At 74.1% G+C, this 22,093-nt stretch carries 16 protein-coding genes; 10 read left to right on the top strand and 6 right to left on the bottom strand.

Annotated elements, in window-relative coordinates:
- Positions 1 to 13: 13 nt before the first annotated feature.
- From GXW83_RS21600 to GXW83_RS21615, 4 genes are all read left to right on the top strand, one after another.
- Entirely contained in the window at positions 14 to 982 is a 969-nt protein-coding gene (locus GXW83_RS21600; RefSeq protein ID WP_182444660.1) for an electron transfer flavoprotein subunit alpha/FixB family protein, read from the top strand.
- A gap of 153 nt (positions 983 to 1,135) precedes the next feature.
- Positions 1,136 to 2,209 (top strand): TIGR03617 family F420-dependent LLM class oxidoreductase, encoded by a 1,074-nt coding sequence (locus tag GXW83_RS21605; RefSeq protein WP_182444661.1) that lies wholly within the window; start codon positions 1,136 to 1,138, stop codon positions 2,207 to 2,209.
- Positions 2,210 to 2,259: 50 nt separating this feature from the next.
- Complete coding sequence (locus GXW83_RS21610; RefSeq protein WP_182444662.1) at positions 2,260 to 3,381, top strand: PfkB family carbohydrate kinase; 1,122 nt, start codon at positions 2,260 to 2,262, stop codon at positions 3,379 to 3,381.
- Entirely contained in the window at positions 3,378 to 4,328 is a 951-nt protein-coding gene (locus tag GXW83_RS21615) for a pseudouridine-5'-phosphate glycosidase (RefSeq protein WP_182444663.1), read from the top strand. Before GXW83_RS21610 ends, GXW83_RS21615 begins: the two co-directional genes overlap by 4 nt.
- Here the strand turns inward: GXW83_RS21615 and pcp are convergent.
- Positions 4,325 to 4,969, bottom strand: a complete 645-nt coding sequence (gene pcp, locus GXW83_RS21620; protein ID WP_182444664.1) for a pyroglutamyl-peptidase I — start codon at positions 4,967 to 4,969, stop codon at positions 4,325 to 4,327. The genes GXW83_RS21615 and pcp overlap by 4 nt on opposite strands.
- A gap of 117 nt (positions 4,970 to 5,086) precedes the next feature.
- Between pcp and GXW83_RS21625 the strand changes: the two genes are divergently transcribed.
- On the top strand, positions 5,087 to 6,481 hold the full coding sequence (locus GXW83_RS21625) for a lipase maturation factor family protein (RefSeq protein ID WP_182444665.1): 1,395 nt from the start codon (positions 5,087 to 5,089) through the stop codon (positions 6,479 to 6,481).
- A 94-nt stretch (positions 6,482 to 6,575) separates the two neighbouring features.
- Here GXW83_RS21625 and GXW83_RS21630 read toward each other — a convergent pair whose 3' ends face one another.
- Entirely contained in the window at positions 6,576 to 9,077 is a 2,502-nt protein-coding gene (locus GXW83_RS21630; protein ID WP_182444666.1) for an RICIN domain-containing protein, read from the bottom strand.
- Positions 9,078 to 9,339: 262 nt separating this feature from the next.
- On the opposite strand from GXW83_RS21630, the gene GXW83_RS21635 reads away from it, so the two are divergent.
- Both GXW83_RS21635 and GXW83_RS21640 read left to right on the top strand, forming a co-directional pair.
- Complete coding sequence (locus GXW83_RS21635; RefSeq protein ID WP_370466889.1) at positions 9,340 to 10,332, top strand: LacI family DNA-binding transcriptional regulator; 993 nt, start codon at positions 9,340 to 9,342, stop codon at positions 10,330 to 10,332.
- Between the two features lie 94 nt (positions 10,333 to 10,426).
- Positions 10,427 to 13,147: a DUF4132 domain-containing protein gene (locus tag GXW83_RS21640; protein WP_182444667.1), complete on the top strand. Its 2,721-nt coding sequence runs from the start codon at positions 10,427 to 10,429 to the stop codon at positions 13,145 to 13,147.
- 47 nt (positions 13,148 to 13,194) lie between these two features.
- Here the strand turns inward: GXW83_RS21640 and GXW83_RS21645 are convergent, their stop codons facing one another.
- The 4 genes from GXW83_RS21645 to GXW83_RS21660 all read right to left on the bottom strand — a co-directional run bounded on the left by GXW83_RS21645 (position 13,195) and on the right by GXW83_RS21660 (position 18,266).
- Positions 13,195 to 14,082, bottom strand: a complete 888-nt coding sequence (locus GXW83_RS21645) for a carbohydrate ABC transporter permease (RefSeq protein ID WP_182444668.1) — start codon at positions 14,080 to 14,082, stop codon at positions 13,195 to 13,197.
- Between the two features lies 1 nt (position 14,083).
- Entirely contained in the window at positions 14,084 to 15,073 is a 990-nt protein-coding gene (locus GXW83_RS21650) for a carbohydrate ABC transporter permease (RefSeq protein ID WP_225447161.1), read from the bottom strand.
- Positions 15,074 to 15,196: 123 nt separating this feature from the next.
- Entirely contained in the window at positions 15,197 to 16,522 is a 1,326-nt protein-coding gene (locus GXW83_RS21655; protein ID WP_182444669.1) for an ABC transporter substrate-binding protein, read from the bottom strand.
- A gap of 436 nt (positions 16,523 to 16,958) precedes the next feature.
- Entirely contained in the window at positions 16,959 to 18,266 is a 1,308-nt protein-coding gene (locus GXW83_RS21660) for an ABC transporter substrate-binding protein (RefSeq protein WP_182444670.1), read from the bottom strand.
- A gap of 170 nt (positions 18,267 to 18,436) precedes the next feature.
- Here GXW83_RS21660 and GXW83_RS21665 point away from each other — a divergent pair, with 170 nt between their 5' ends.
- From GXW83_RS21665 to GXW83_RS21675, 3 genes are read left to right on the top strand one after another with little or no spacing between them, the layout of a single operon-like run.
- Entirely contained in the window at positions 18,437 to 18,940 is a 504-nt protein-coding gene (locus GXW83_RS21665; protein ID WP_182444671.1) for a PadR family transcriptional regulator, read from the top strand.
- Positions 18,937 to 19,707 (top strand): ABC transporter ATP-binding protein, encoded by a 771-nt coding sequence (locus GXW83_RS21670; protein ID WP_182444672.1) that lies wholly within the window; start codon positions 18,937 to 18,939, stop codon positions 19,705 to 19,707. The genes GXW83_RS21665 and GXW83_RS21670 overlap by 4 nt, the downstream gene beginning before the upstream one ends.
- 2 nt (positions 19,708 to 19,709) lie before the next feature.
- Positions 19,710 to 22,037 (top strand): FtsX-like permease family protein, encoded by a 2,328-nt coding sequence (locus GXW83_RS21675; protein ID WP_182444673.1) that lies wholly within the window; start codon positions 19,710 to 19,712, stop codon positions 22,035 to 22,037.
- Positions 22,038 to 22,093 lie beyond the last annotated feature (56 nt).

Here is a 22,093-nt window from a genome sequence, read left to right on the forward strand (position 1 = left end):
GGAGAGCTGAGTCATGGGTGAGGTCCTGGTCCTGGTCGACCATGTGGACGGTGCTGTGCGCAAGCCGGCGCTGGAGTTGTTGACGCTGGCGCGTCGGTTGGGTGAGCCGGCGGCGGTGCTGCTGGGCGCGGGCGGGGCCGCGGAGGGGGTGGCGGGGTCGTTGGCGCAGTACGGTGCGGTCAAGGTGTACACCGCTGACGCGGCGGAGTTCGGTGAGTTCCTGGTGGTGCCGAAGGTCGATGCGTTGGAGCAGGTGGCGAAGGCGGCTGCGCCGGTGGCGGTGCTGGTGTCGTCGTCGGGTGAGGGGAAGGAGGTGGCGGCGCGGTTGGCGTTGCGGTTGGGTTCGGGGGTGATTACCGATGCGGTGGATGTGTCGGCGGGTGAGGGGGGTCCGGTGGCGGTGCAGTCGGCGTTCGCGGCGTCGTTCACCACGGCGTCGCGGGTCAGTCGTGGGGTGCCGGTGATCACGGTGAAGCCGAATGCGGTGGCGCCGGAGCAGGTGGCGGGTGCGGGGGTGGTGGTGCCGGTGGAGGTGGTGTTCTCGGCGGCGGCGTCCGGGACGCGGGTGGTCTCGCGGACGGCGCGGGTGTCCTCGGGGCGTCCGGAGTTGACGGAGGCGGCGATCGTGGTCTCCGGTGGCCGGGGTGTGGGGGCGGCCGAGGGTTTCGGGGTGGTGGAGGAGTTGGCGGACTCGTTGGGTGCGGCGGTGGGTGCCTCGCGGGCGGCGGTGGACGCGGGGTGGTATCCGCACAGCAACCAGGTGGGGCAGACCGGCAAGCAGGTGTCTCCGCAGTTGTACATCGCCAACGGGATTTCGGGGGCGATCCAGCACCGGGCGGGGATGCAGACCTCCAAGACGATCGTGGCGGTCAACAAGGACGCCGAGGCGCCGATCTTCGAGCTGGCCGACTACGGCGTGGTCGGGGACCTGTTCACCGTCCTGCCCCAGCTCACCGCCGAGGTCAAGACCCGCAAGGGCTGACCCCGCACCACCAGCACCACTCGCACCACGAGCACTACCAGCACTACGAGCACCACGGACGCACCCCGCAGGGCCCCGACCGCACCACCGGCCGGGGCCCTGCGGCACGGGCATAGGGTCACCCCAGGACGCACAGCGACGAGGAGACCCCCGATGGCCACCGCCACCGCCCGCACCGCACCGCGGCTGCTGTTCGACGCCCCCGCCCCCGCCCGTCCGGGCGGGATCCTGGCGGCCGCGCGGGCGGCCGAGAGCCGGGGCATGGACCGGCTGGTGGTGTCGGAGACCGCGCACAACCCCTTCGTCCAGCTGGCCCGGGCGGCGGACGCCACCCGATCGATCGAGCTGGCGACCGGCGTCGCCATCGCCTTCGCGCGCACCCCGATGACGCTGGCGTACGAGGCGTGGGGCGTGCACGAGGCGTCCGGCGGGCGGGCCGTGGTCGGGCTCGGCTCGCAGGTCAAGCCGCATGTCGTACGCCGCTTCGGCATGCCCTGGGACCGGCCCGCCGCCCGGATGGCGGAGTACCTGCACGCGGTGCGGGCCATCTGGGACAGCTGGCAGACCGGCGAACGGCTGGTCTTCCGGGGCGACTTCTACACGCACACCCTGATGACGCCGGCGTTCACCCCGGGCCGGATCGAGGCGGGCGCCCCACGGCTGCTGCTGGCCGGCGTGGGGCCGCGGATGGCGGCCACCGCCGGAGCGGTCGCCGACGGCTTCATCGCGCACCCCTTCAGCTCCGTGGAGCACCTCACCCGCCAGCTGCTGCCGGGGGTGCTGGCGGCCCGGGCCAAGGCCGAGGCGGAGCGGGCGCCGTGGACCGACCGCCCGTTCGAGGTCGTCGGCAATGTGCTGGCCGCGACCGGGCGCACCGAGGAGGAGTTGGCGGCCGCCAGGATCGTCGTGCGCGAACGCATCGCCTTCTACGCCTCCACCCCGGCCTACCGGTCGGTGCTGGAGCTGCACGGCTGGGGCGAGCTGCACGAGCAGTTGCACCGGATGTCGCTGCGGGGCCGCTGGCAGGAGATGGGCGAGCTGATCGACGACGAGGTGTTCCGGACCTTCGCCGTCTCCGGCACGCCGGAGGAGGCGGCCCGGGAGATCCACCGGCGCTACGCGGGCGTCGTCACCCGGCTGTCGGTCAGCCCCGCCACGGACGACGCGGACCCGGCGGACGCCCTGGAGGTGCTGGCGGCGGTCCGCGCGCTGGACCGGAAGGAATAGGCCACCCCCAGGGATACTTAGTGGAGCAAAGATGCTTTACTCTACTAAGCATGATGCTGACCCAGCGGGAGCGTGAGATCGTCGCGTTCCTGCGCCGCGATCCACTCGCCGGACCCCAGGAGATCGCCGACCACCTCGGCACCACCCGGGCAGCCGTCAACGTCCACCTGTCGAACCTCGGCAAGAAGGGCGCCATCCTCGGCCGGGGCTACATCGTCCGCCCGGAGAACGCGGTGGTGGTGATAGGCGGCGCCAACGTGGACGTCAAGGTGCGCAGCCACGCGCCCATCCAGCAGCGGACCAGCAACCCGGGCCGCTCACACACCGCCTCCGGCGGGGTGGGGCGGAACATCGCCGAGAACCTGGCCCGGCTGGGCACGCCCACCCACCTGATCGCCGCGGTCGGCCGGGACGCCGCCGGGGAGCGGCTGCTGGGCGAGGCCCAGGCGGCCGGGGTCCACGTCGACCACGTGCACCGCAGCCCGCACCCGACCGGTACCTACACCGCGGTGCTCGACGCCGACGGCGATCTGGTGGTGGCCGTCGCCGACATGGCCGCCACCGACGCCCTCGCCCCCGAGGACCTGCACCCCGCACGGGAGTTGATCGGCCACGCCAGCATGCTGGTGCTGGACGGCAACCTCTCGCCGCAGGTGCTGGCCTACGCGCTGGACCTGGCCCGCAGCCACAACGTGCCGGCGCTGCTGGAGCCGGTGAGCGTGCCCAAGGCCGCGCTGCTGGTGCCGCTGCTGGCCAAGGCCTGGCCGGTCTTCGCGGTCTCGCCCAACCTGCAGGAGCTCCAGGCGCTCGTCGGACGGCCCGTCCCCGACGACGACGCGCTGATCCTGGCCGCCGCCACACTGCACGAGCAGGGCGTCGAGCACGCCTGGGTGCGGCTGGGCGAACGCGGCAGCCTGCTCAGCACCCGCGGCGAGGGACACACCTTCATCCCGGCGCCGCCCGCGACCGTCCGCGACGTCACCGGGGCGGGCGACGCCATGCTCGGCGCCTTCGTGCACGCCCTGCTGGCGGGCGGCGATCCGGTGGACGCCGCCCGCTACGGCCACGCCGCCGCCGCGCTGACCATCGCCGACCCGGCCACCGTACGACCCGACCTGACCCCGCGCCTGATCGAAGAGACGCTCAACCACAGCACCCGGAGCCCGATATGACGACCCCTCACACCCCGCACCCGAGGCTGGAGCTGACCGGCGAGGTCCGCGAGGCGCTGCACGAAGGCCGACCGGTGGTCGCGCTGGAGAGCACCATCATCAGCCACGGCATGCCCTACCCGCAGAACGTGGAGATGGCCACCCAGGTGGAGGCCCTCATCCGCGAGGGCGGGGCGGTCCCGGCGACCATCGCCGTGCTGCACGGTCGGCCCCGGATCGGGCTGGCCCCGGACGACCTGGAACTCCTCGCCACCAGCGGCGAGGTGGCCAAGGCCAGCGTCCGCGACCTGGCGTATGTGATGGCGCGCGGCGGCCACGGCGCGACCACCGTCGCGGCCACCATGCGGCTGGCCGCGCTGGCCGGCATCCGCACCTTCGTGACCGGCGGCATCGGCGGCGTGCACCGGGGGGCGCCGACCAGCTTCGACGTCAGCGCCGACCTGACCGAACTGGCCGCCACCAGCGTCGCGGTCATCAGCGCCGGGGTGAAGAGCATCCTCGACATCGGGCTCACCCTGGAGACCCTGGAGACCCTGGGCGTGCCGGTGCTCAGCTACGGCGCCGACGAGTTCCCGGCGTTCTACTCGCGCTCCAGCGGCTTCGCCGCGCCCCTGCGGGTGGACTCCCCCGCCGAGATCGCCGCCGTCATGGACGCCCGCTGGGATCTGGGCATCGAGGGCGGCGTCAGCATCGCCAACCCCGTCCCGCAGGACGAGGAGATCCCGGCCGACCAGATCGCCGACATCATCGCGCAGGCCCTCGCCGAGCTGGAGCGGGACGGGATCACCGGCAAGGAGACCACCCCGTACCTGCTGGGCCGGATCGTGGAACTCACCGGCGGCGAGAGCCTGCGCACCAACATCGCCCTGGTCAAGAACAACGCCGTGCTCGGCGCGCAGGTGGCGGTCGAGTACACGGCGCTGCGGCGGGCCGCGGCCGCGCGCTAGGCGACGGCGCCCGCGCCCAGGCGCAGGTCGGTGCTGCGGGTGGCGGCCGTCGCCGCCACCACCCGCAGCGCCCGCGCCGCGTCGGCGACCGGCAGCGACGGCGCCGCCCGGGCGAGCACCTGCTCCGGGGCGTACGGCAGGTGCACGAAGCCGCCGCGCACCCCCGGGTGGTCGGTGGCGATCAGGTGCATCAGCCCGTAGAAGACGTGGTTGCACACGAACGTCCCCGCGCTCTGCGAGACCGAGGCGGGGACGCCGGCCTCCCGGACCGCCGCCAGGCACGCCTTGATCGGCAGCGTGGCGAAGTACGCGGCCGGGCCGCCGGGCACCACCGGCAGGTCCATCGGGCGGCGCCCGGCGTTGTCGGGGATGGCCGCGTCGTCCACGTTGACGGCCACCCGCTCCAGCGTCACATTCGGCCGCCCGCCCGCCTGGCCGACGCAGACCACCAGCTCGGGGCCGGTGCGCCGGACGGCCGCGCGCAGCTCGTCCAGGGCGTCGCCGAAGACGCAGGGCAGCCGGACGGCGACGGCCTCCACGCCCGGCGGGGGCTCGGCCGCCGCCAGCGCCGCCGCCTCCCAGGACGGGTTGACGCTCTCTCCGCCGAACGGCTCGAAGCCGGTGAACAGGACGCGGGTCATGGGTCTCCCCCAGGTGCTGGCGGTCGGTGCCGGTCACCGCCATCCTGGCCCATGTCCGGCGCAGGTTCCCCGCGCCCCTCCCCGGCTGCGGCGGCCGCGTCCGGCACAGTAGTGCCCATGCGCTGGTTCGACGCCCCCGACTACTGGCTCGGTCGGCTGCTCTTCCAGCGCGCCCTGGCCGGGATCTACCTGGTGGGCTTCCTGGCCGCCGCGCGGCAGTGCCGGGCGCTGATCGGCGAGCACGGCCTGCTGCCCGCGCCGCGCCTGCTGGCCCGGACCACCGGCCGCGAGGCGCCCACGCTGTTCCGGCTGCACTACTCGGACCGGTTCCTGGTGGGCGTCGCCTGGAGCGGCGTCCTGCTGGCGGCGGCGCTGGCCGCCGGGCTCGGGGACGTGCTGCCGCTGTGGGCGGCGATGGCGCTGTGGGCCCTGCTGTGGGCGCTGTACCTGTCCATCGTCTCCGTCGGCCAGACCTGGTACTCCTTCGGCTGGGAGTCGCTGCTGCTGGAGACCGGCGCGCTGGCCGTCTTCCTCGGCAACGCCCACACCGCCCCGCCGTGGCCGGTGCTGCTGCTGATCCGCTGGCTGCTGTTCCGGGTCGAGGTCGGGGCGGGCCTGATCAAACTGCGCGGCGACCGCTGCTGGCGGGAGCTGACCTGCCTGTACTACCACCACGAGACCCAGCCCATGCCGGGCCCGCTGAGCTGGTGGTTCCACCACCTGCCGCGCCCGCTGCACCGGGTGGAGGCCGCCGCCAACCACCTGGTGCAGCTGGTCGCGCCGGTCGCGCTGTTCCTGCCCCAGCCGGGGGCGACGGTCGCGGCGGGCGTGGTCGTCGCCACCCAGCTGTGGCTGGTGCTGTCCGGGAACTTCGCCTGGCTGAACTGGCTGACCGTCACGCTGGCGCTGAGCGCGGTCGGCACCGGCTCGCGGCGGGCGTACCCGGCCACCCCGGACTGGTTCCTGGCCTGCGTGCTGGCCTACAGCGCACTGGTGGTCGTGCTCAGCTACCGCCCGGCCCGGAACCTGCTCTCGCGGCAGCAGGCGATGAACCGCTCCTTCGACCCGCTGCACCTGGTGAACACCTACGGCGCGTTCGGCAGCGTCACCCGGCTGCGGCACGAGGTGGTGCTGGAGGGCAGTGCCGACGGGCACACCTGGCTCGCCTACGAGTTCCGCGGCAAGCCCGGCGATCCGCGCCGACGCCCGCGCCAGTGGGCGCCCTACCACCTGCGCCTGGACTGGCTGATGTGGTTCGCCGCGCTCAATCCCGGCTACGCCCGGCCGTGGCTGGTCCCGCTGCTGAACCGGCTGCTGGACGGCGACCGGGACACGCTGCGGCTGCTGCGCGGCAACCCCTTCCCGGACCGGCCGCCGGCGCAGGTCCGGGCCACGCTCTACCGCTACCGCTTCACCACCCGCGCCGAGCGGCGGGCCACCGGGGCGTGGTGGCACCGCGAGCCGGTGGGCCCGTACCACCGGCCGCTGCCGGCCGCCCCGGGCCCCCGGTGACCAGGCCGCGGCGGACAAGGGTGGCGCTCCCGGCAGGCGGCCGGTCCACGGAGCGGGTTCCGTGGACCGGCCGCACACGTGCCTCGGCGGTGCGTCAGCCGATGCTCCACTGCTGGAGCGGGGAGCCGGTGGCGGCCTGCTGGGTCACCGGCGCGTCACTGGCGGTGGAGGCGGTGGTGAGCAGCAGCCCACTCTTGACCGAGGCCACCGTGTACAGCCCGTCGGACTGCTGGGTGACGGTCCAGTGCTGGTTGCTGCCGCCGGTGCAGGTCCACTGGATCACCTCGGCCCCGGCGCTGGTGGAGCCGCCGTCCACGTCGGCGCAGAGCCCGGACTGGCTGTTGACCAGCTGGTAGGAGCCGTCCGGCTGCTGGGTGAACTGCCAGCTCTGGTTGGCGCCGCCGTTGGCCGGCCAGGTGATCAGCTGCGTGCCGGCGGTGGTGCTGTGGTTCGGGTCGTCCAGCGCGTTGCCGCCGGTGACCAGGGTGTGCGTGCCGTTGAGGCTGCCCGCCGCGGCCACGGCCCAGCCGAACGACGCCGAGCCGGACGCCGTGCCGGAGCTGGCGGTGACGGTCACGGTGCTGCTGCCGGCCGTGGTCGGGACGCCGCTGATCACGCCGGTCGCGGAGTTGACGGTCAGCCCGGCGGGCAGGCCGGTGGCCGAGTAGGTGAGTGCCTTGCCGGCCGAGTCGGTGGCGCTGATCGGCAGCGAGACGGCGGTGCCGACGGTGCCGGTCTGGCCGCCGGGCCCGGCGACCGAGACGCTCTCGGCGGCGGTGCCGACGGCGGTGAGCGTCAGCGTCTGCTGCGAGGCGGTGCGCGCGCCGCCGACGCTGCTGCCGGTGGTGTCGGTCCAGTAGCGGGCCGGGGTGGTCTCGGCCAGGCTGCCGGAGGCCGACTGCATCCCGATTACCAGGCCGCTGTAGCGGTTGACCAGCCGGTAGCTGCCGGTGGCGGCGCCGGTGGCGTCGGTGTCGGGGATCACGAACCACTGCTGGCCGATGCCGGGCCCGCCGGAGCCGGCGGCGGTGACGGTGGGCGCGGTGCCCCAGGCCCGGTGGGCGGTGCTGCTGGAGTCCACGCCCAGCAGTTGGCCGGTGGAGGCGTTGGTGATCCGGTAGGAGCCGTCGCCGTTGGCGGCGAAGGCCCACGCCTGCAGGGCGGAGCCGGTGCCGGCCGCCAGCGAGGTGGTCGCCGAGCTGCCGGAGACCTGGGCCAGGACCCGGCCGTCCCCGCTGCTGATCCGGTAGGTCCGGGTCGGGTCCACCGGCGGCGCGGCGGGCGCGGTCGAGTCCACCGTGACGTTGGCGTACTCGCCGTCGGAGCTGGCGCAGGAGATCGCGCAGTACGACCGGAAGGTCTTGCCGACGATGGTGGAGCTGGTCAGGTTGGCGCTGTCGAGGAACCAGCGGTACCAGGAGCTGGACCGGTAGCTGCCGGAGTCGCCGATCAGGGTCCACTTCTGGGTGGCGAGGTCGTCGGTGGCGTAGAACTGCTGCGGCTGCGTGCCGGAGACCACCTCGGGCTCGCCGATGTACAGGCCGAGGTAGGCGTTGTAGGTGATGTTCATGATGAACAGCGGTGACTTGGCCGGGAGTTCACCGGCGCCGACCTGCTGGTCGACGCTGCCGGTGGTGGCCGGGCTGTAGTCGTCGGCGACCGGGGTCCAGCCGGTGGGGTCGGCCGCGGTCACCGGCTCCATGTTGCTCTCCAGGCCGCCCACGCCCGGCTGCGACCAGCTGCCGTCGTACCACTTCTGCCAGGAGCCGGCCGCCATCTTGTCGGCGATCGGCGAGCGGGCGACGTGCGCCAGGCCGCCGTTGCTGCCGCCCACGCCGCCCTTGGGGATGATCCGCGAGCCGTAGTAGACGTAGAAGTAGCCGGAGGCGGTGTCCACGTACAGCCGGGGGTCGCCGTCGCCGTAGTCGTAGGTCTGGTTCGGGAAGGCGCCGATGTCGCCGCGGGTGGTGCTGTACGGCGAGGTGATGGCGTGGCCCTTGATGGTCCACACCTTGCCCTGGTCGGTGGAGACCGCGTAGTCGATGGAGTCGTAGTGCAGGCCGTCGCCGAACGGCTCGGGGGTGAACTCGTTGTGCACCAGGCCGTACCAGTCGCCGGTGTCCGGGTCGACCCAGACGCCGACCAGGTCGCAGTAGTTCTTCTCGGCGTAGCTGGAGTCCGCCGTCTCGGCGGTGGCGGTCAGCCCGGTGGGGCTGTTGTTGCAGCGCCAGGTGGTGTTGTTGTTCCCGTCGCTGGAGTTGGCCGGGTCGACCGCGTTGTCCAGCGCCGAATCCGCGGTGGCGGTGCTGAAGTTGCTGCCGGTGTAGAAGTCCCACTGCCGGGAGTCGGTGGCGCCGTACAGCGAGTGCGACTCCTGGAAGTAGAACGTGCCGTCCTTGTCGAGGTAGGGGCTGGCCGGGGTGTCGTCCGCGTACGCGTAGCTCCCGGTGGAGCCGATGGTGACGGTGTACGCGGCGGCGGCCGGGGCCGCCGAGGCGGCGGTGCCGGAGGCCAGCGCGCCGCCGGCCAGGGCCAGGGCCGTGGCGGTGAGGGCTGCCGCGACCCTTCGGTGGGGCCTTCTACGAGGAGCTGACACAGGTACTCCTTCTCTTCGGGACGCCCTGGACGCCCTTGCCTCGGCACGTCCGCCTGCCGCAGACCCGCCCGGTTGGGTCGGAACGGTAGGGCTCACTTGACCGGTAAAACAAGATGCGGACGCAGATCTCTCACCATTCCCGGCGGAGTCCCGGCGGAATATCGGTCATATCGCCGAGAATCCCTTGACTGGCTGTCACCCCGAGGCTAGGTTCCGGGTACATTGCTTGACCGGTAAAGCCTGGGGGATGTCCGTGGTGACGATGCAGGACGTGGCCGCGCGGGTCGGGGTCACCAAGCAGACCGTCTCCAATGTGGTGACCGGCCGGGTGCCGGTGCGCCCGGACACGGCCGCCCGGGTCCGGGCCGCCATCGAGGAGCTGGGCTACACCCCCAACCTGGTGGCGCGCTCGCTGGCCACCGGCACCACGATGACGGTCGGCCTGTTCGTGCCCACCGTGGCCAGCTCCTTCTACTCGGAGGTCATCGAGGAGGTCGAGAACATCCTCGACCAGCACGGCTACTACCTGCTGCTGTGCACCACCCGGCAGGACGGCGAGCGCGCCCGGCGGCAGCTGGCCGGGCTGTCCAGCCGCTCGGTGGACGCGCTGCTGATCGCGGGCGACCAGGACCTCCTGGACCACCTGCCGCTGCTGGCCGACGCCCGGTTCCCGGTGGTGCTCTGCGCCTGGGAGACCGAGGCCCCCGATCTCTTCCCGGTGGTCACCATCGACTACGAGCGGGCCGGCTACCTGGCCGGACGCCACCTGCGCGAGCTGGGGCACGAGCGGGTGGCGGTGCTGGCCAGCCTCCCGGCCCACGCCGGCCGGGTGCGGGGCTTCCGCCGCGCCTTCGCCGCCGACGGCCTGACCGTCCCCGACAGCGCCGTCTTCGCCGCGCCGGAGCCCTCGCCCGAGGGCGGCTTCGCCGCCGGGAGCGCGGCGCTGGCCGCCGACCCGGGGCTGACCGCGGTCTTCGCCACCCATGACGTGCTGGCCCTGGGCGCCCTGGAGGCGGCCCGGGTGGCCGGGCTCTCGGTCCCCGACGACCTGTCGGTGGTCGGCCACGACGACATCGCCGAGGTCCGGCTCTCCCGCCCGGCGCTGACCACCGTGTCCTTCCCCAAGCGGGAGATGGCGCAGCAGGCCATCGAGCTGCTGCTGCGCGCCGTCACCGAGGACCGGCGCCCCACCAACGCGCTCCAGCTGCTGCGGCCCGCCCTGGTCGTCCGGGACAGCACCGGCCCGGCCCGCTGACCGCCGCCGCGCCCTCCGCCAGCCGCTGCGCCGGGGATTGTCAGTGGCCCTCGCTAGGGTGGCGCCGACTGATCACCGGAGCGAGGGGGCGGCCGTGCAGCAGCAGGAGTTCGACAGCGGGACCGGGCCGGGCCTGCCGGACGAGACCGTGTTCGTGCTGCCGCAGGGGTGGCGGCGCGCCCTGCACCCGCGCCGGGGCGGCACGCCCCAGGCCCTGCCCGCGCCGGTCGCGGACGCCGAGGCGCTGGTCGCCGGGGCGCTGCGGCAGGAGGCCGACTGGCTCGACCGGATGCTCGGTTCGCCCGACAGCGATCCGCGCATCGTCGCCGCCATGCGCGAGCACCTCGGCGGCCGGCCCAGCCCGCTGGGCGCGGCCGCCCTGGCCGTCGTCGGCAACAGCCACCGGCTGCCGGGCGGCGCCTTCACCGACGCCTGGACCGCCGCCCACGGCCTGCCCTTCGCGGCCTGCGCGGCCGCCGCGCTGTTCGAGATCGAGCCCTTCTGGAACCAGCAGAGCCCCCCGGCGCTGCGCTTCGCGGCCGAGCCCGGGACGGTCGACGCGCACCAGCTGCGCCCGCAGGCCGACCGGGCCCGAGCACTGCTGGCGGCGGCGGACGAGCCCGGCTACCGGGCGGCGGTCACCGCCCTGGCCGGCTGCCGGACCGGCTCCCGCAGCCGGGTGGTGGTCTCCTACCTGGTGCCCGGCGAGGCGGACTGGGTCGAGGAGTGCTGCGCCGACCCGGCCGTGACCGCCGCCGCCGACCCGGCGCTGCGGGCGCTGCTGCTGTGCTCGCTCTCCAGCGCCGAGCAGCTGGCGGCGCTGGGGAGCGGGGCGCGGATGGGGTGGAACGGCTGGCCGCTGTCGCTGGTGGCCACCGTCGCCGAGGGCCTGGGCACGGCCGCCGTGCCGCTGCTGGCCGAGGCCTTCGCCGAGGCCGGGAACCCGGCCCAACTGGGCGCCCTGGCCGCGGCCCTGGCCGAGTTCCCCACCGACGAGGCGTTCGCGCTGCTGCTCTCCCGGATGGCGAGCAAGCCGGTGCGCCCCGAGCTGGCGACGGCGATGCGCCGCTACCCGGTGCGCGCGCTGAGGCTGATGGGCGCGGCGGCCCTGGGCCCGGGCCCGCAGGCGGCGGCCGTCCGGCGGCTGCTCGCCCCCCGGGTGCGGGCGCAGCGCGGGCGGTGCCTGGCGGCACTGCCGCAGCTGGACCGGGAGGTCGCCGCGCTGGTCGTGTCGCTGGCCGGGCCGGGCCCGCAGCTGCCGGACGCCCCGTCATCGGCGCTGCCGCGGCTGCTGGTCGAGCCGCCGTGGGTGGGCCGGCGGGCCCGGGCCGGAGCGGGGGCGGATCCGCTGCTGGGCGCGCTGCCCGCGCGGATGCCCGAACTCCCGGAGTGGGCCGAGCCCGCGCTGCTGCCGCAGATCGTGCTGGCGGGCGGCGGCGCGGCGCTGCCGGAGTCCGCCGTGCGCCAGGTGCTGACCGTGCTGGCGCTGTCCGGGCCGGGCCGGGTGTACCCCGGGCTGGCCGAGATCACCGCCGCGTGCACGGCGGAGTCGCTGGCCGAGTTCGCCTGGGCGCTGTTCGAGGAGTGGCGGCTGGCGTCCATGCCCGCCAAGGACAGCTGGCCGCTGTACGCCCTCGGCGAGCTGGGCGACGACGGGACGGTCCGCCGGTTCGCGCCGGTGCTGTGGGCGTGGCCGGGCGAGGGTGCGCACCGCCGGGCGGTGGAGGGGCTGGAGGTGCTGGCCCGGATCGGCAGCGAGGTGGCGCTGCTGCACCTGCACGGCATAGCCCAGCGGGTGCGGTTCAAGGCCCTGAAGGCCCGCGCCCAGGAGAAGATCGCCGAGGTCGCCGCCGGGCTGGGGCTGACCGCCGAGCAGCTGGCGGACCGTCTGGTCCCCGATCTGGGCCTGGAGCCGGACGGCAGCACCGTCGTCGACTACGGTCCGCGCCGCTTCACCGTGGGCTTCGACGAGCAGCTGCGGCCCTTCGTGCGGGACGCCGACGGCGGGCGCCGCAAGGAGCTGCCCGCGCCCGGCCCCGGGGACGACCCGGAGCTGGCCCCCGCCGGGCGCAGGCGCTTCGCCGCGCTGCGCAAGGACGTCCGCACCGTCGCCGCGGAGCAGGTGTGGCGGCTGGAAGCGGCGATGGTGTCCCGGCGGGAGTGGACCGCCGGGGAGTTCCGGGAGTTCCTCGTCGGGCATCCGCTGGTGGGGCAGCTGGTGCGGCGGCTGGTCTGGCTGGCCGAGGCGGACGGCACGGCCACCGCCTTCCGGGTGACCGGGGGCGGCGGCTTCGCCGACGCCGCCGACCGGGAGGTGCCGCTCCCGGCGAAGGCCGGGGTGCGGGCGGCGCATCCGCTGGAGCTGGCCGGGGAGGTGCCGGCCTGGTCGGCGCTGTTCGCCGGGCAGGGCATCGTGCAGCCGTTCCCGCAACTGGCGCGGCCGGTCCGGGCGCTGACGCCGACCGAGGCCGGGGCCGACCGGTTGCTCCGGTTCGAGGGCCGCACCGTGCCGGTGGGCCGGCTGCTGGGGCTGACCCGGCGCGGCTGGGAGCGCGGGCAGCCGCAGGACGCGGGCGTCGAGCGGTGGATCTCCAAACGGCTCGGCGAGAGCCGCTACCTGGTGGTGGCGCTGGACGAGGGCATTGTCGCCGGGGCGGCCGGGGAGTTCCCCGACCAGCGCCTGGAGTCGGTCCGGCTGGCCTGCCGCCCGCAGGACCGGCAGGCCCACGACGGGCGCCCCCTGCGCTTCGGCGGGCTGGACCCGGTGACCGCCTCCGAGCTGCTGGTCGACCTGGAGCAGCTGACCGCGGTATGACGGGCCCCGGCCGGGGCGGTGCGGCGGCCGGGGCCCGGGCCGCCCGGTCAGCCCTTGACCGCCCCGGAGGTGAGGCCGGAGACCACGGCCCGGCGGAAGATCAGCACCAGCAGCGCGATGGGCAGCATGGCCACGGCGGAGGCGGCGAAGATGGTGCCGTAGGGGGTGGTGAACTGGCCGCCGAACAGGGCGATGCCGACCGGGACGGTGCGGTAGCGGTCGTCGCTGTTGACGCTGAGCGCGACCAGGAACTCGGTCCAGGCGGCGACGAAGGTGAACACCCCGGCGGTGAACAGCCCCGGCAGGGCCTGCGGCAGGATCACCGAGAAGACCGTGCGCAGCGGCGAGGCCCCGTCCATCCAGGCCACCTCCTCCATCTCCCGGGGGATGTTGAGGAAGTAGTTGCGCAGGATCCAGATGGCGAACGGCAGGGTCAGCGCGGTGTAGGCGAGGATCAGCCCCTGGTAGCTGTTGAGCCAGCCGATGTCGCGCAGCAGCAGGTAGAGCGGGGCGACCAGGGCCACCGTCGGGAACAGCGAGATCATCAGCAGCGCGGTCATGATGCCGTGCCGTCCGCGCATGGGCAGCCGGGCCAGCGCGTACCCGGCCAGCGTTCCGAGCCCGAGGACCAGGACGGTGGTGCAGACCGCGACGATCGCCGAGTTCTCGATGTAGGTGGCGAAACCGTAGGTGGAGAACGCCGAGTTGTAGTTGGACAGCGATGGGTGCTGCGGGACCGCGGACGCCGAGGTGACCTCGCTGCCGGGCTTGAACGAGGTGGCGACCAGCCAGTACAGCGGCAGCGCCACGAACGCGGCGATCACCAGCGCGGCCAGGTTGGTGAAGTTCAGGACCCGGGCCGCCGGGCGCAGCCGCCAGGGCGTCCGGGCGGGGGCGGCCGGGCCGCTCGGTCCGGTCAGGGTGGTGGTTGCCATGTCAGAACTCCTCGGTGCCGACCTGTGCGCGGAAGACCCTGAGGAACAGCAGGCATCCGATCAGCACGAGGGCGGCGGTGCTGGTGGCGACGGCTGCGCCGGGGCCGAACTTGAGGTCCTGGAACAGGACCCGGTAGCCGAGCACGGCCAGCGACTCGGTGCTGGTGCCCGGGCCGCCGTTGGTGAGCACGTACGGCAGGTCGAACAGGCCGAACGCCTGCAGGATGCGGAACATGACGGCGATGGCCAGGGTCGGCCGCAGCAGCGGCATCCGGACCTTCCAGAAGATCGTCCAGGCGCCCGCACCGTCGATCCGGGCGGCCTCGACGATGTCGCCGGGCAGCATCACCAGACCGGCCAGCACGATGATGGCGACGAACGGGGTGGTCTTCCAGATGTCGGCGACGGCCATGGCGGCGGACGCCTGCAGCGGGGTGCCGAGCACGTTGACGTTGTGGCCCAGGATCGGCTGCATCACCGCGCCGAGCACGCCGTAGACGCCGTTGTAGATGTAGGCCCACAGCTCGGCGGAGATCACCGTGATCATCGCCCAGGGCAGCAGCAGCAGCGCCATCATCCAGCCGCGCCCGGTCTTCAGCCGCTCCAGCACCAGGGCGATCGCCGTCCCCAGCACCATCTCCAGGGTGACCGTGACCACGGTGTACAGCACGGTGAAGACCAGGGCGTGCTGCCAGCGCGGGGAGTCCAGCAGGATCCGGTAGTTGCCCGTGGTGGCCGAGCCCAGGTGGATGCCGTTGCCGGTGACGGCGACGTTGCTGAAGGACATCACCACCGAGTAGACGACCGGGAAGACCATCACCGCGGCGACGACCAGCAGCGCCGGGGAGGCGAAGGCCCAGCCGAGCCGGGCCGACCGCCGCTGCAGGTGGGAGTGGGGCGAGGTGGCGCGGGTGCGGCGCGGCCCGGCGCCGGAGGCGGCGGCGGGGGGACCGGACGGCGGTGTGCCGGCGTGCATCTGGGTGTCGCTCATGGGAGTCCCATCGGCTGGTGGGTGGTCGCTGGGGTCGGGGGCGGCTCCTGGCCCCGCGGCTGGAGCCGTCCCCGACGGGTGGTCACAGCCCCTGCGGCTGCGGCCGGTTGTTCCTGCTGCGGCCTACAGGCCGCTGTTGTCCAGCGCGGAGCCGATGGCCTTGTCCGCGGCCGACACGGCGCTCTGCGGCGTGGTCGATCCGCTCAGCGCGGCATTGACGTTGCTGTAGATGCCCTGGCTGACCTGGGCGTACGCGGCCACGTTGGAGGGGCGGGCCTGCAGCTTGTTCTTGGCCGCGACCGGGAACGCCGGGTTGGAGTTCTGCACCGTGCTGCTGGCCAGCGCGGCGGCGTTGCTGGGGATCTCGCCGCCCTGGGCGCCGATGATGGTCTGCGCCTGGACGCCGGTCATCCACTTCACGAAGGCGATGTCGGCGGCGAGGTTCTTGCTGTGCGGGTTGACGTACAGGTTCCAGCCGCCGGTGGCGGAGTAGCCCGGGGCGGTCTGCCCGGCGAAGGTGGGCAGGTTGGTGATGCCGACCTTGCCCACGATCTTGGAGCTGGCCGGGCTGTTGGAGTCGGCGTAGGCGTACGTCCAGTTGCGCAGGAACGCCACCTGGCCGGAGGTGAACAGCGACTCGGACTGCTGCTCCTGGAAGGTGGTGATCGCGGACGGCGCGACCCCGCTGGTGATCAGGCCCCGCATGTAGCTGAGCGCCTTGACCGAGGCGGCGGAATCGATGGTGGAGGCGGTGCCGCCGCTGTTCACGCTCTGCCCGCCGGCGTCCGCCTCGAACTCGGTGAAGTCGCAGGTCAGACCCTCGTACGAGTCGAACTGCCCGGCGAAGCCGTACTTCACCAGGCCCTGCCTCTGCAGCGTCTCGGCCTCGCTCTGCAGCTGCTCCCAGGTGGTGGGCACCGGCAGGTGGGCCTTGGCCAGCAGGTCCTTGCGGTAGAAGAGGAAGGCGTTGTCGGTGAACAGCGGGGCGGCCATGATCTTGCCCTGGTAGGTGACGCTGCTGACCAGGCCGTTGGAGAAGCCCGACCAGTAACTGGCGGGCAGGTAGCTGTTGAGCGGCAGCGCCAGCCCGGCCTTGCCGAACTGGGCCGGCCAGGTCACGTCGCCGTTGTAGACGTCGAAGCTGGAGGAGCCCCCGGATATCTGCGTGGTCAGCGTGGAGCGGTAGGTGTCGGAGTCGCTGGGAGCCTGCTCCAGCTTGACCGTGATCCCCGGGTTGGCCTGCTCGAACGCGGTGATCAGGGTCTTGCGCACATCCGTCCCGGTCGGCCCGAACTGGTTGGCGTACCAGGTGATGGTGCCCTTGGCGGGCCCGGTGGCCGAGGGCGAGGCCGAGGCCGTGGTGCTGCTGGAGGAGCAGGCGGAGAGGCTGGCGGCGGCCAGGGTGGCGACGGCGGTGGCGACCAGGAGGAGGGGACGGCGCTGTCTCATGGGTGGGCTCCCTTGTCTTCAACTCAGGGTGGTGCGTCGAGGGTGGGGCGGTTCGTTCGGGGCAGGCGTCCGGGGGCCGGTGGTGGGCCGCCGATCCGGTGCCGTGCTGGGCATGCCCAGCTGTCATGCATTCGCGTTATGTATAGCAGCGGCGTCAACGGTCAGCAATCGTTGTGACCGAGTCAGTTGCGGAACCGCCGACAGCGGGCCGCCGCGCGGACGGGTGCCGCGAACAGCCGCGCCAACATCCGTCGGCACGGCGGTGATCAGCGCTTTCGGCAGTCGGGGCACACCCGCACCACCGCTCACGGGTGCGCACACAGGCACGGGTGCGCACCCGTGATCCACGGAGCCGCAGGCTCAGGATGCCAGAGTTCCTACATACGTGTTAGATATGCCGCACGAACCGCTGGCGGGCCGGGCGTCGGGCCGCCGGTCAGGCCATGACCTCGCGCAGGTCGGCGGCCAGCCGGGCCAGCCCGGCGGCCGGGGTGCGGTGGCCGCGCAGCACCTCGTACACGGCCTCGCTGAACACCAGGCTCAGCTGCTGGTACTGCGGGATCTCCGGGCGCGAGCCCGCCGCCAGCACGGCCCGGCGCAGCACCGGCAGGAACGGGAACCGGGCCACCAGCTCCGGGTCCTGGTAGAGGTCGGCCACCACCGGCGGCAGCCCGCCCTGGGTCAGCACCCGGGCCTGGACCGGGGCCGAGGTCAGGTAGCGGATCAACTCCCGTGCGGTGCGCTGCCGGGCGGAGCCGCGCGCCACCGCCAGGCAGGAGCCGCCCAGCACGTGCGCGCCGGGGCCGTGCGGACCGGGCAGCGGCACCACGCCGAAGCGGCCCGCCACCGGCGAGCCGGGGGCCTCGGCCTCCGGGTAGACGTACGGCCAGTTGCGCAGGAACAGCAGCTTGCCGCTCTGGAACGCCTCGCGGGACTCCTCCTCCTGGTAGCCGAGGGCCGCCTGCGGGATCCAGCCCGCGCGCAGTCCCCCGGCCAGGAACTCCAGCCCGGTGCGGGTTCCGGCGCTGTCGACCACGATCCGGCCGCGGGCGTCCAGGATGTCGCCCCCGGCCGAGCGGATCGCCTCCAGCGCGTTCACGGTCAGGCCCTCGTACGGCCAAAGCTGCCCGGCGTAGCCGGCCATGCCGCGGGCCGGGGCCAGGGTCGCGGCCTGGCGCTCGAGTTCGGCCCAGGTGGCCGGCGGCCTCTGCCCGGCGGCGGCCAGCACGTCGCTGCGGTAGTAGAGCATGGCCGCGTTGGTCACGTACGGCACCGCGTACAGGTGTCCGCCGTAGCGGGCCGCGCCCAGCACCGGCGGCAGGAACGCGGTGAGGTCGAAGTCGGACTCGGGCAGCGCCGCGATCCAGCCGCGCGCGGCGAACTCCGCCGTCCAGACCACGTCCTGGTTGAGCACGTCGAACCGGCCGCCGCCCTGCTGCAGTTCGTCGACCATCTGCGCGTACACCTCGTCCGCCGCCTCGGGCAGCTGGACCAGGGTGACCGGCTGGTGCGGGTTGGCGGCGTTCCAATCCTGGAGCACGCCCTCCAGGTAGCCGGTGGTGTCCTTGCCGGTGGCCAGGGTGACCGGGCCGGTGCCGTCCGGGTCGCCGACCGGGCCGTGGCGCCCGCCGAGCGCCACCCAGGCCGGGACCGCGCCCAGCGCCAGCAGCGCGCCACCGGCCAGCGCCGCCCGGCCGACCAGCCTGCGGCTCGGCCAGGACGCCCGGAGCGACCCGTCCTGCATGACACCTCCCGGCTCCACCCCGACGGCTGCGGCACGGACGCCGACATGAGCGCCGACCCGACCGCGGCGCGAACCCCTTCGCACCCTAAGCCCGGGAAGCATGGTGGTAACCCCTTCCCCGTAGGGTGTGATGGAGGTGTGACCACCGAAAACCCTGAGGAGGCCCCCCGGTGCGCCATCAGCTGCTGGCGCTGCTGGCCAGGCAACCCGCCTACGGCTACGAGCTGAAGCAGGCCCTTGAACAGACTTTTGGCGCGGCGTACCCTGAGCCGAACATCGGCCAGATCTATGTCACGCTCGGGAGGCTGGAGAAGGGCGGGCTGGTCCTCAGCCAGGAGGTGGCCCAGTCCGGCAAGCCGGACAAGCGGGTCTACGAGATCACCGAGAGCGGTACCACCGAACTGGTGTCCTGGATCACGTCCCCGACCGAAGGCCCCCGGGTGCGCGACGAGTTCTTCATGAAACTCATCCTGGCCCCCGGCACCGCACTCACCGACCGGCTCACGCTCATCAACAACCAGCGCAGGCACTGCCTGACGATGATGCGCGGCCTGAACCGGCTCGCCTCCCAGGAGCGCGACAACCGGGTCTCCCAACTGCTGATCGAGGGCGCCGTACTGCACCTGCAGGCGGATCTGGACTGGCTGGAACGCTGCCAGGAGGAACTGACATGAGCGCCCCGGACGACCCGGCCGCCGCCTGCCCGCTGCTGTCCGCCTCGGGACTGGTCAAGTCCCACCGCAACGGCGTGGTCGACGTGCCCGCGGTACGCGGGGTCACCCTGGACATCGGCCGCGGCGAGTTCGTCGCCATCACCGGGCCCTCCGGCGCCGGCAAGTCCACCCTGCTGCACCTGCTCGGCGGCCTGCACCGGCCCGACCAGGGCGAACTGCGCCTGGACGGCCAGCGGGTGGACCGGCTCAGCGAGAGCCAGTGGGCGGTGATCCGGCGGCGCCGCTACGGCATCGTCTTCCAGAGCGGCAACCTGCTCGGCGATCTGACCGTGGCCGACAACGTCGAACTGCCCGCGCTGCTCGCCGGACGCCCCCCGCGCACCGCCCGGGCCCGGCGCACCGACCTGCTGGAGCAGCTCGGGCTGGCCGACAAGGCCGGGGCCGACCCGGGCGCGCTCTCCGGCGGCGAACGGCAACTGGTCGCGCTGGCCCGCGCCCTGGTCAACGACCCGGACCTGCTGCTCGCCGACGAGCCCACCGGCAGCCTGGACAGCCGCAGCGCCCGCGAGGTGCTCCGGCTGCTCGGCGGCTTCCACGACCAGGGCCGCACCATCGTCCTGGTCACCCATGACGCCCGGGTGGCCGGCAACGCCGACCGGGTGGTGAGCCTGTTCGACGGTCAGGTCGCCGACGACGCCCGAATAGACGAGGCCACCGCCTCCGGCGGCGCGGACAGCGTGCGCCGGATCATCGAACTGGGCGGGTGAGCATGCACGGCGTCCTCCGCTGGATCCGCGCCGACCTGCGCTGCCACCGGCTGGCCTCGCTGCTGGTGGTCGCCGCGACCGCGGGCACGGTGACCGCGCTGCTGCTGGCCGGCACCCTGCTCAGCGCCGCCTTCGACCCCTGGCAACGGGAGTTCCGGGCCGCCGACGCCCCGCAGGTCCGGCTGGACCTCGCCCCGGCGGACGACGGCACCGGCGACGGCGCACCGCCCGCCTCGCTGGCCCAGCTGCCCGGCGTCACCCGGCTCACCCCGCTGCAGCCGACCGCCGACGTGACCCTGCTCGGCCTGGCCCACGCGGCCGGGGTGTCCAGCACCGGCGACCGCATCCCGTTCATCCTGCGCGCCGACGTCCCCGGCAGCCCGCGCCCGCTGCTCACCGACGGCAGCTGGCTGAACTCCGGCGCGCAGGACGGCCTGGTGCTGGAGCGCTCGGCGGCCGAGGCCGCCTGGGCCCACCCCGGCGACCGGCTCACCGTCGTCGGCGCGGCCGGGCAGCCGGTGCAGCTGCGGGTGCTGGGCGTGGCCGACAGCCCGGACCAGGTCGGCTACTCGCAGGCGGGCTACGGCCTGGGCTGGGTGCTGCCGTCCACCCTGGACCGGATCCAGCCGGACCTGGCCGCCCAGGGCCGCACCCTGGGGCTGTATCTGTCCTCGCCGAACAACGCCGCGTACGTGGCCCAGCGGGCGGTGACCGACATCGGCAGCGGCCGGGTGGTGCGGCTGTCCACCTGGGAGGACGCCCGCAGCTCGCAGGACCAGGACAGCCGCCTGGTCGGGCTGCTGCTGGGGCTGAGCGGGCTGGCCACGCTGCTGGCCGGGGCCCTGGCCGTGGCCGGGGCGGCGGCCGGGCGGATCCGCGGACGCAGCGGCGACATGGCGCTGTTGAAGGCACTCGGCTTCACCCGCAGACAGCTGGTCGGCATGTTCTTCGCCGAGCACCTGCTGCTGGCCGGGGGCGGCGCCCTGCTGGGCGCGGTGCTGGCGGCCCTGCTCGCGCCCTTCCTGGGCAGCCAGGCCGGGCCGCTGCCGCTGGGCCCGTGGGTGACCGGCGCGGTCACCGCGATCGCGCTGGCGGCCATCGGCGCCGCCGCCGCACTGCCCGCCGGACGGGCCAGCCGGGTGGCCGCGGTGCCGCCGCCCGAGGGCGCCCCGGGCACCCGGCGCCCGCCGCGCCCGGCCCACCTGGGCGCGCTGCGGCGCTTCCCGGCGGCGGTCATCCTCGGCGTCGGCAGCACCCTGCGCAACCCCCGGGCCAGCGCGGTGACCACGCTGCGGATCGCCGTCCCGATGGTCGCCTGCATCCTGGCGCTCAGCACCTGGGCCACCCTGGACGCGGTCAACCGGGGCGGCGAGGGCAGCGCCACCCACAGCACCCTGACCGTCCGGCTGGTGCCCGGGGCCACCGCCGCCCAGAGCGCGGCGCTGCCCGGCGAGCTGGCCCGGGCGCGCGACGTGGAGGGCGTCTACCCGGGCGGGGAGCTGCAGGCGCTGGTCCCCGGCCAGTCCGCGACCGTGACGCTGCGGGCGCTGGGCACCACCGCGCACCCCTTCCCGTACACCGTCGTCCAGGGCCGGGGCATCCGCGCCACCGACGAGGCGGTGGCCGGGCAGGCGGCGCTGGACCTGCTGGACGTCCAGGTCGGCCAGTGGGTGCGGGTCACCACCGGCGGCACGCCGCGGATCCTGCACATCGTCGGCCGCAGCCTGGAGCCGGACCTGGACGGCCGGGTGATCTCCACCGGATGGGACACCCTGGACCGGCCCGGCGACCCGGCCCAGCCCACCTTCTACAGCGTGGTGCTGCGCCCCGGCACCACGCCCGCCCAGGCGCAGCGCGAGCTGGTGGCCCAGACCGGCCTCGGCAGCCGGCTGGACGTCCGGCCCGGGCCCGACCCTGCGGCCCAACTCGGCGGGCTGCGCGGCTCGGTGGTGGGCCTGGTGGCGCTGCTGGCGGTGGTCGTCGCCTCGGAGCTGCTGAGCGTCGCCGCGACCGGGCTGCGCGACCACCGCCCGGCGCTGGGCATCCTGCGCGCCATCGGGCTGACGCCGCGCCAGGCCGCGTCGATGATGGTGGTCCGCGGGGTGGTGCTGGCGCTGGGCGGGGTGGTGCTGGGGGCACTGGCGGGAATACCGCTGGCGCTGTGGCTCATCAATCTGGAGGGGCGCAGCGAGGGCATCGGCGCGGGCATCGCGCACGCCCCGACCGCGGGGATGCTGGCGCTGCTGGCACTGCTGACGGCGGCCGGGGCGTGCGTCTGCGCACTGCCCGCGCTGCGCGCCGCACGCTCGCCGCTGCCGGTCCGGCACTGACCGGGGCCCCGGCGTCCGGACGGGAGCGGCCCGGGCCCGGCCGGTGGCGCGCGCGT

Source organism: Streptacidiphilus sp. PB12-B1b (assembly GCF_014084125.1).
Classification (GTDB): Bacteria; Actinomycetota; Actinomycetes; order Streptomycetales; family Streptomycetaceae; genus Streptacidiphilus.

Bases quoted from the DNA above. Each gene is read 5' to 3' on its own strand.
- GXW83_RS21670 (WP_182444672.1), top strand. From the start codon at position 18,937: ATGAGCGCCCCGGACGACCCGGCCGCCGCCTGCCCGCTGCTGTCCGCC.
- GXW83_RS21600 (WP_182444660.1), top strand. From the start codon at position 14: ATGGGTGAGGTCCTGGTCCTGGTCGACCATGTGGACGGTGCTGTGCGC.
- pcp (WP_182444664.1), bottom strand. From the start codon at position 4,969: ATGACCCGCGTCCTGTTCACCGGCTTCGAGCCGTTCGGCGGAGAGAGC.
- GXW83_RS21675 (WP_182444673.1), top strand. From the start codon at position 19,710: ATGCACGGCGTCCTCCGCTGGATCCGCGCCGACCTGCGCTGCCACCGG.
- GXW83_RS21650 (WP_225447161.1), bottom strand. From the start codon at position 15,073: ATGAGCGACACCCAGATGCACGCCGGCACACCGCCGTCCGGTCCCCCC.
- GXW83_RS21610 (WP_182444662.1), top strand. From the start codon at position 2,260: ATGATGCTGACCCAGCGGGAGCGTGAGATCGTCGCGTTCCTGCGCCGC.
- GXW83_RS21615 (WP_182444663.1), top strand. From the start codon at position 3,378: ATGACGACCCCTCACACCCCGCACCCGAGGCTGGAGCTGACCGGCGAG.
- GXW83_RS21645 (WP_182444668.1), bottom strand. From the start codon at position 14,082: ATGGCAACCACCACCCTGACCGGACCGAGCGGCCCGGCCGCCCCCGCC.
- GXW83_RS21635 (WP_370466889.1), top strand. From the start codon at position 9,340: ATGCAGGACGTGGCCGCGCGGGTCGGGGTCACCAAGCAGACCGTCTCC.
- GXW83_RS21625 (WP_182444665.1), top strand. From the start codon at position 5,087: ATGCGCTGGTTCGACGCCCCCGACTACTGGCTCGGTCGGCTGCTCTTC.
- GXW83_RS21605 (WP_182444661.1), top strand. From the start codon at position 1,136: ATGGCCACCGCCACCGCCCGCACCGCACCGCGGCTGCTGTTCGACGCC.
- GXW83_RS21660 (WP_182444670.1), bottom strand. From the start codon at position 18,266: ATGCAGGACGGGTCGCTCCGGGCGTCCTGGCCGAGCCGCAGGCTGGTC.
- GXW83_RS21655 (WP_182444669.1), bottom strand. From the start codon at position 16,522: ATGAGACAGCGCCGTCCCCTCCTCCTGGTCGCCACCGCCGTCGCCACC.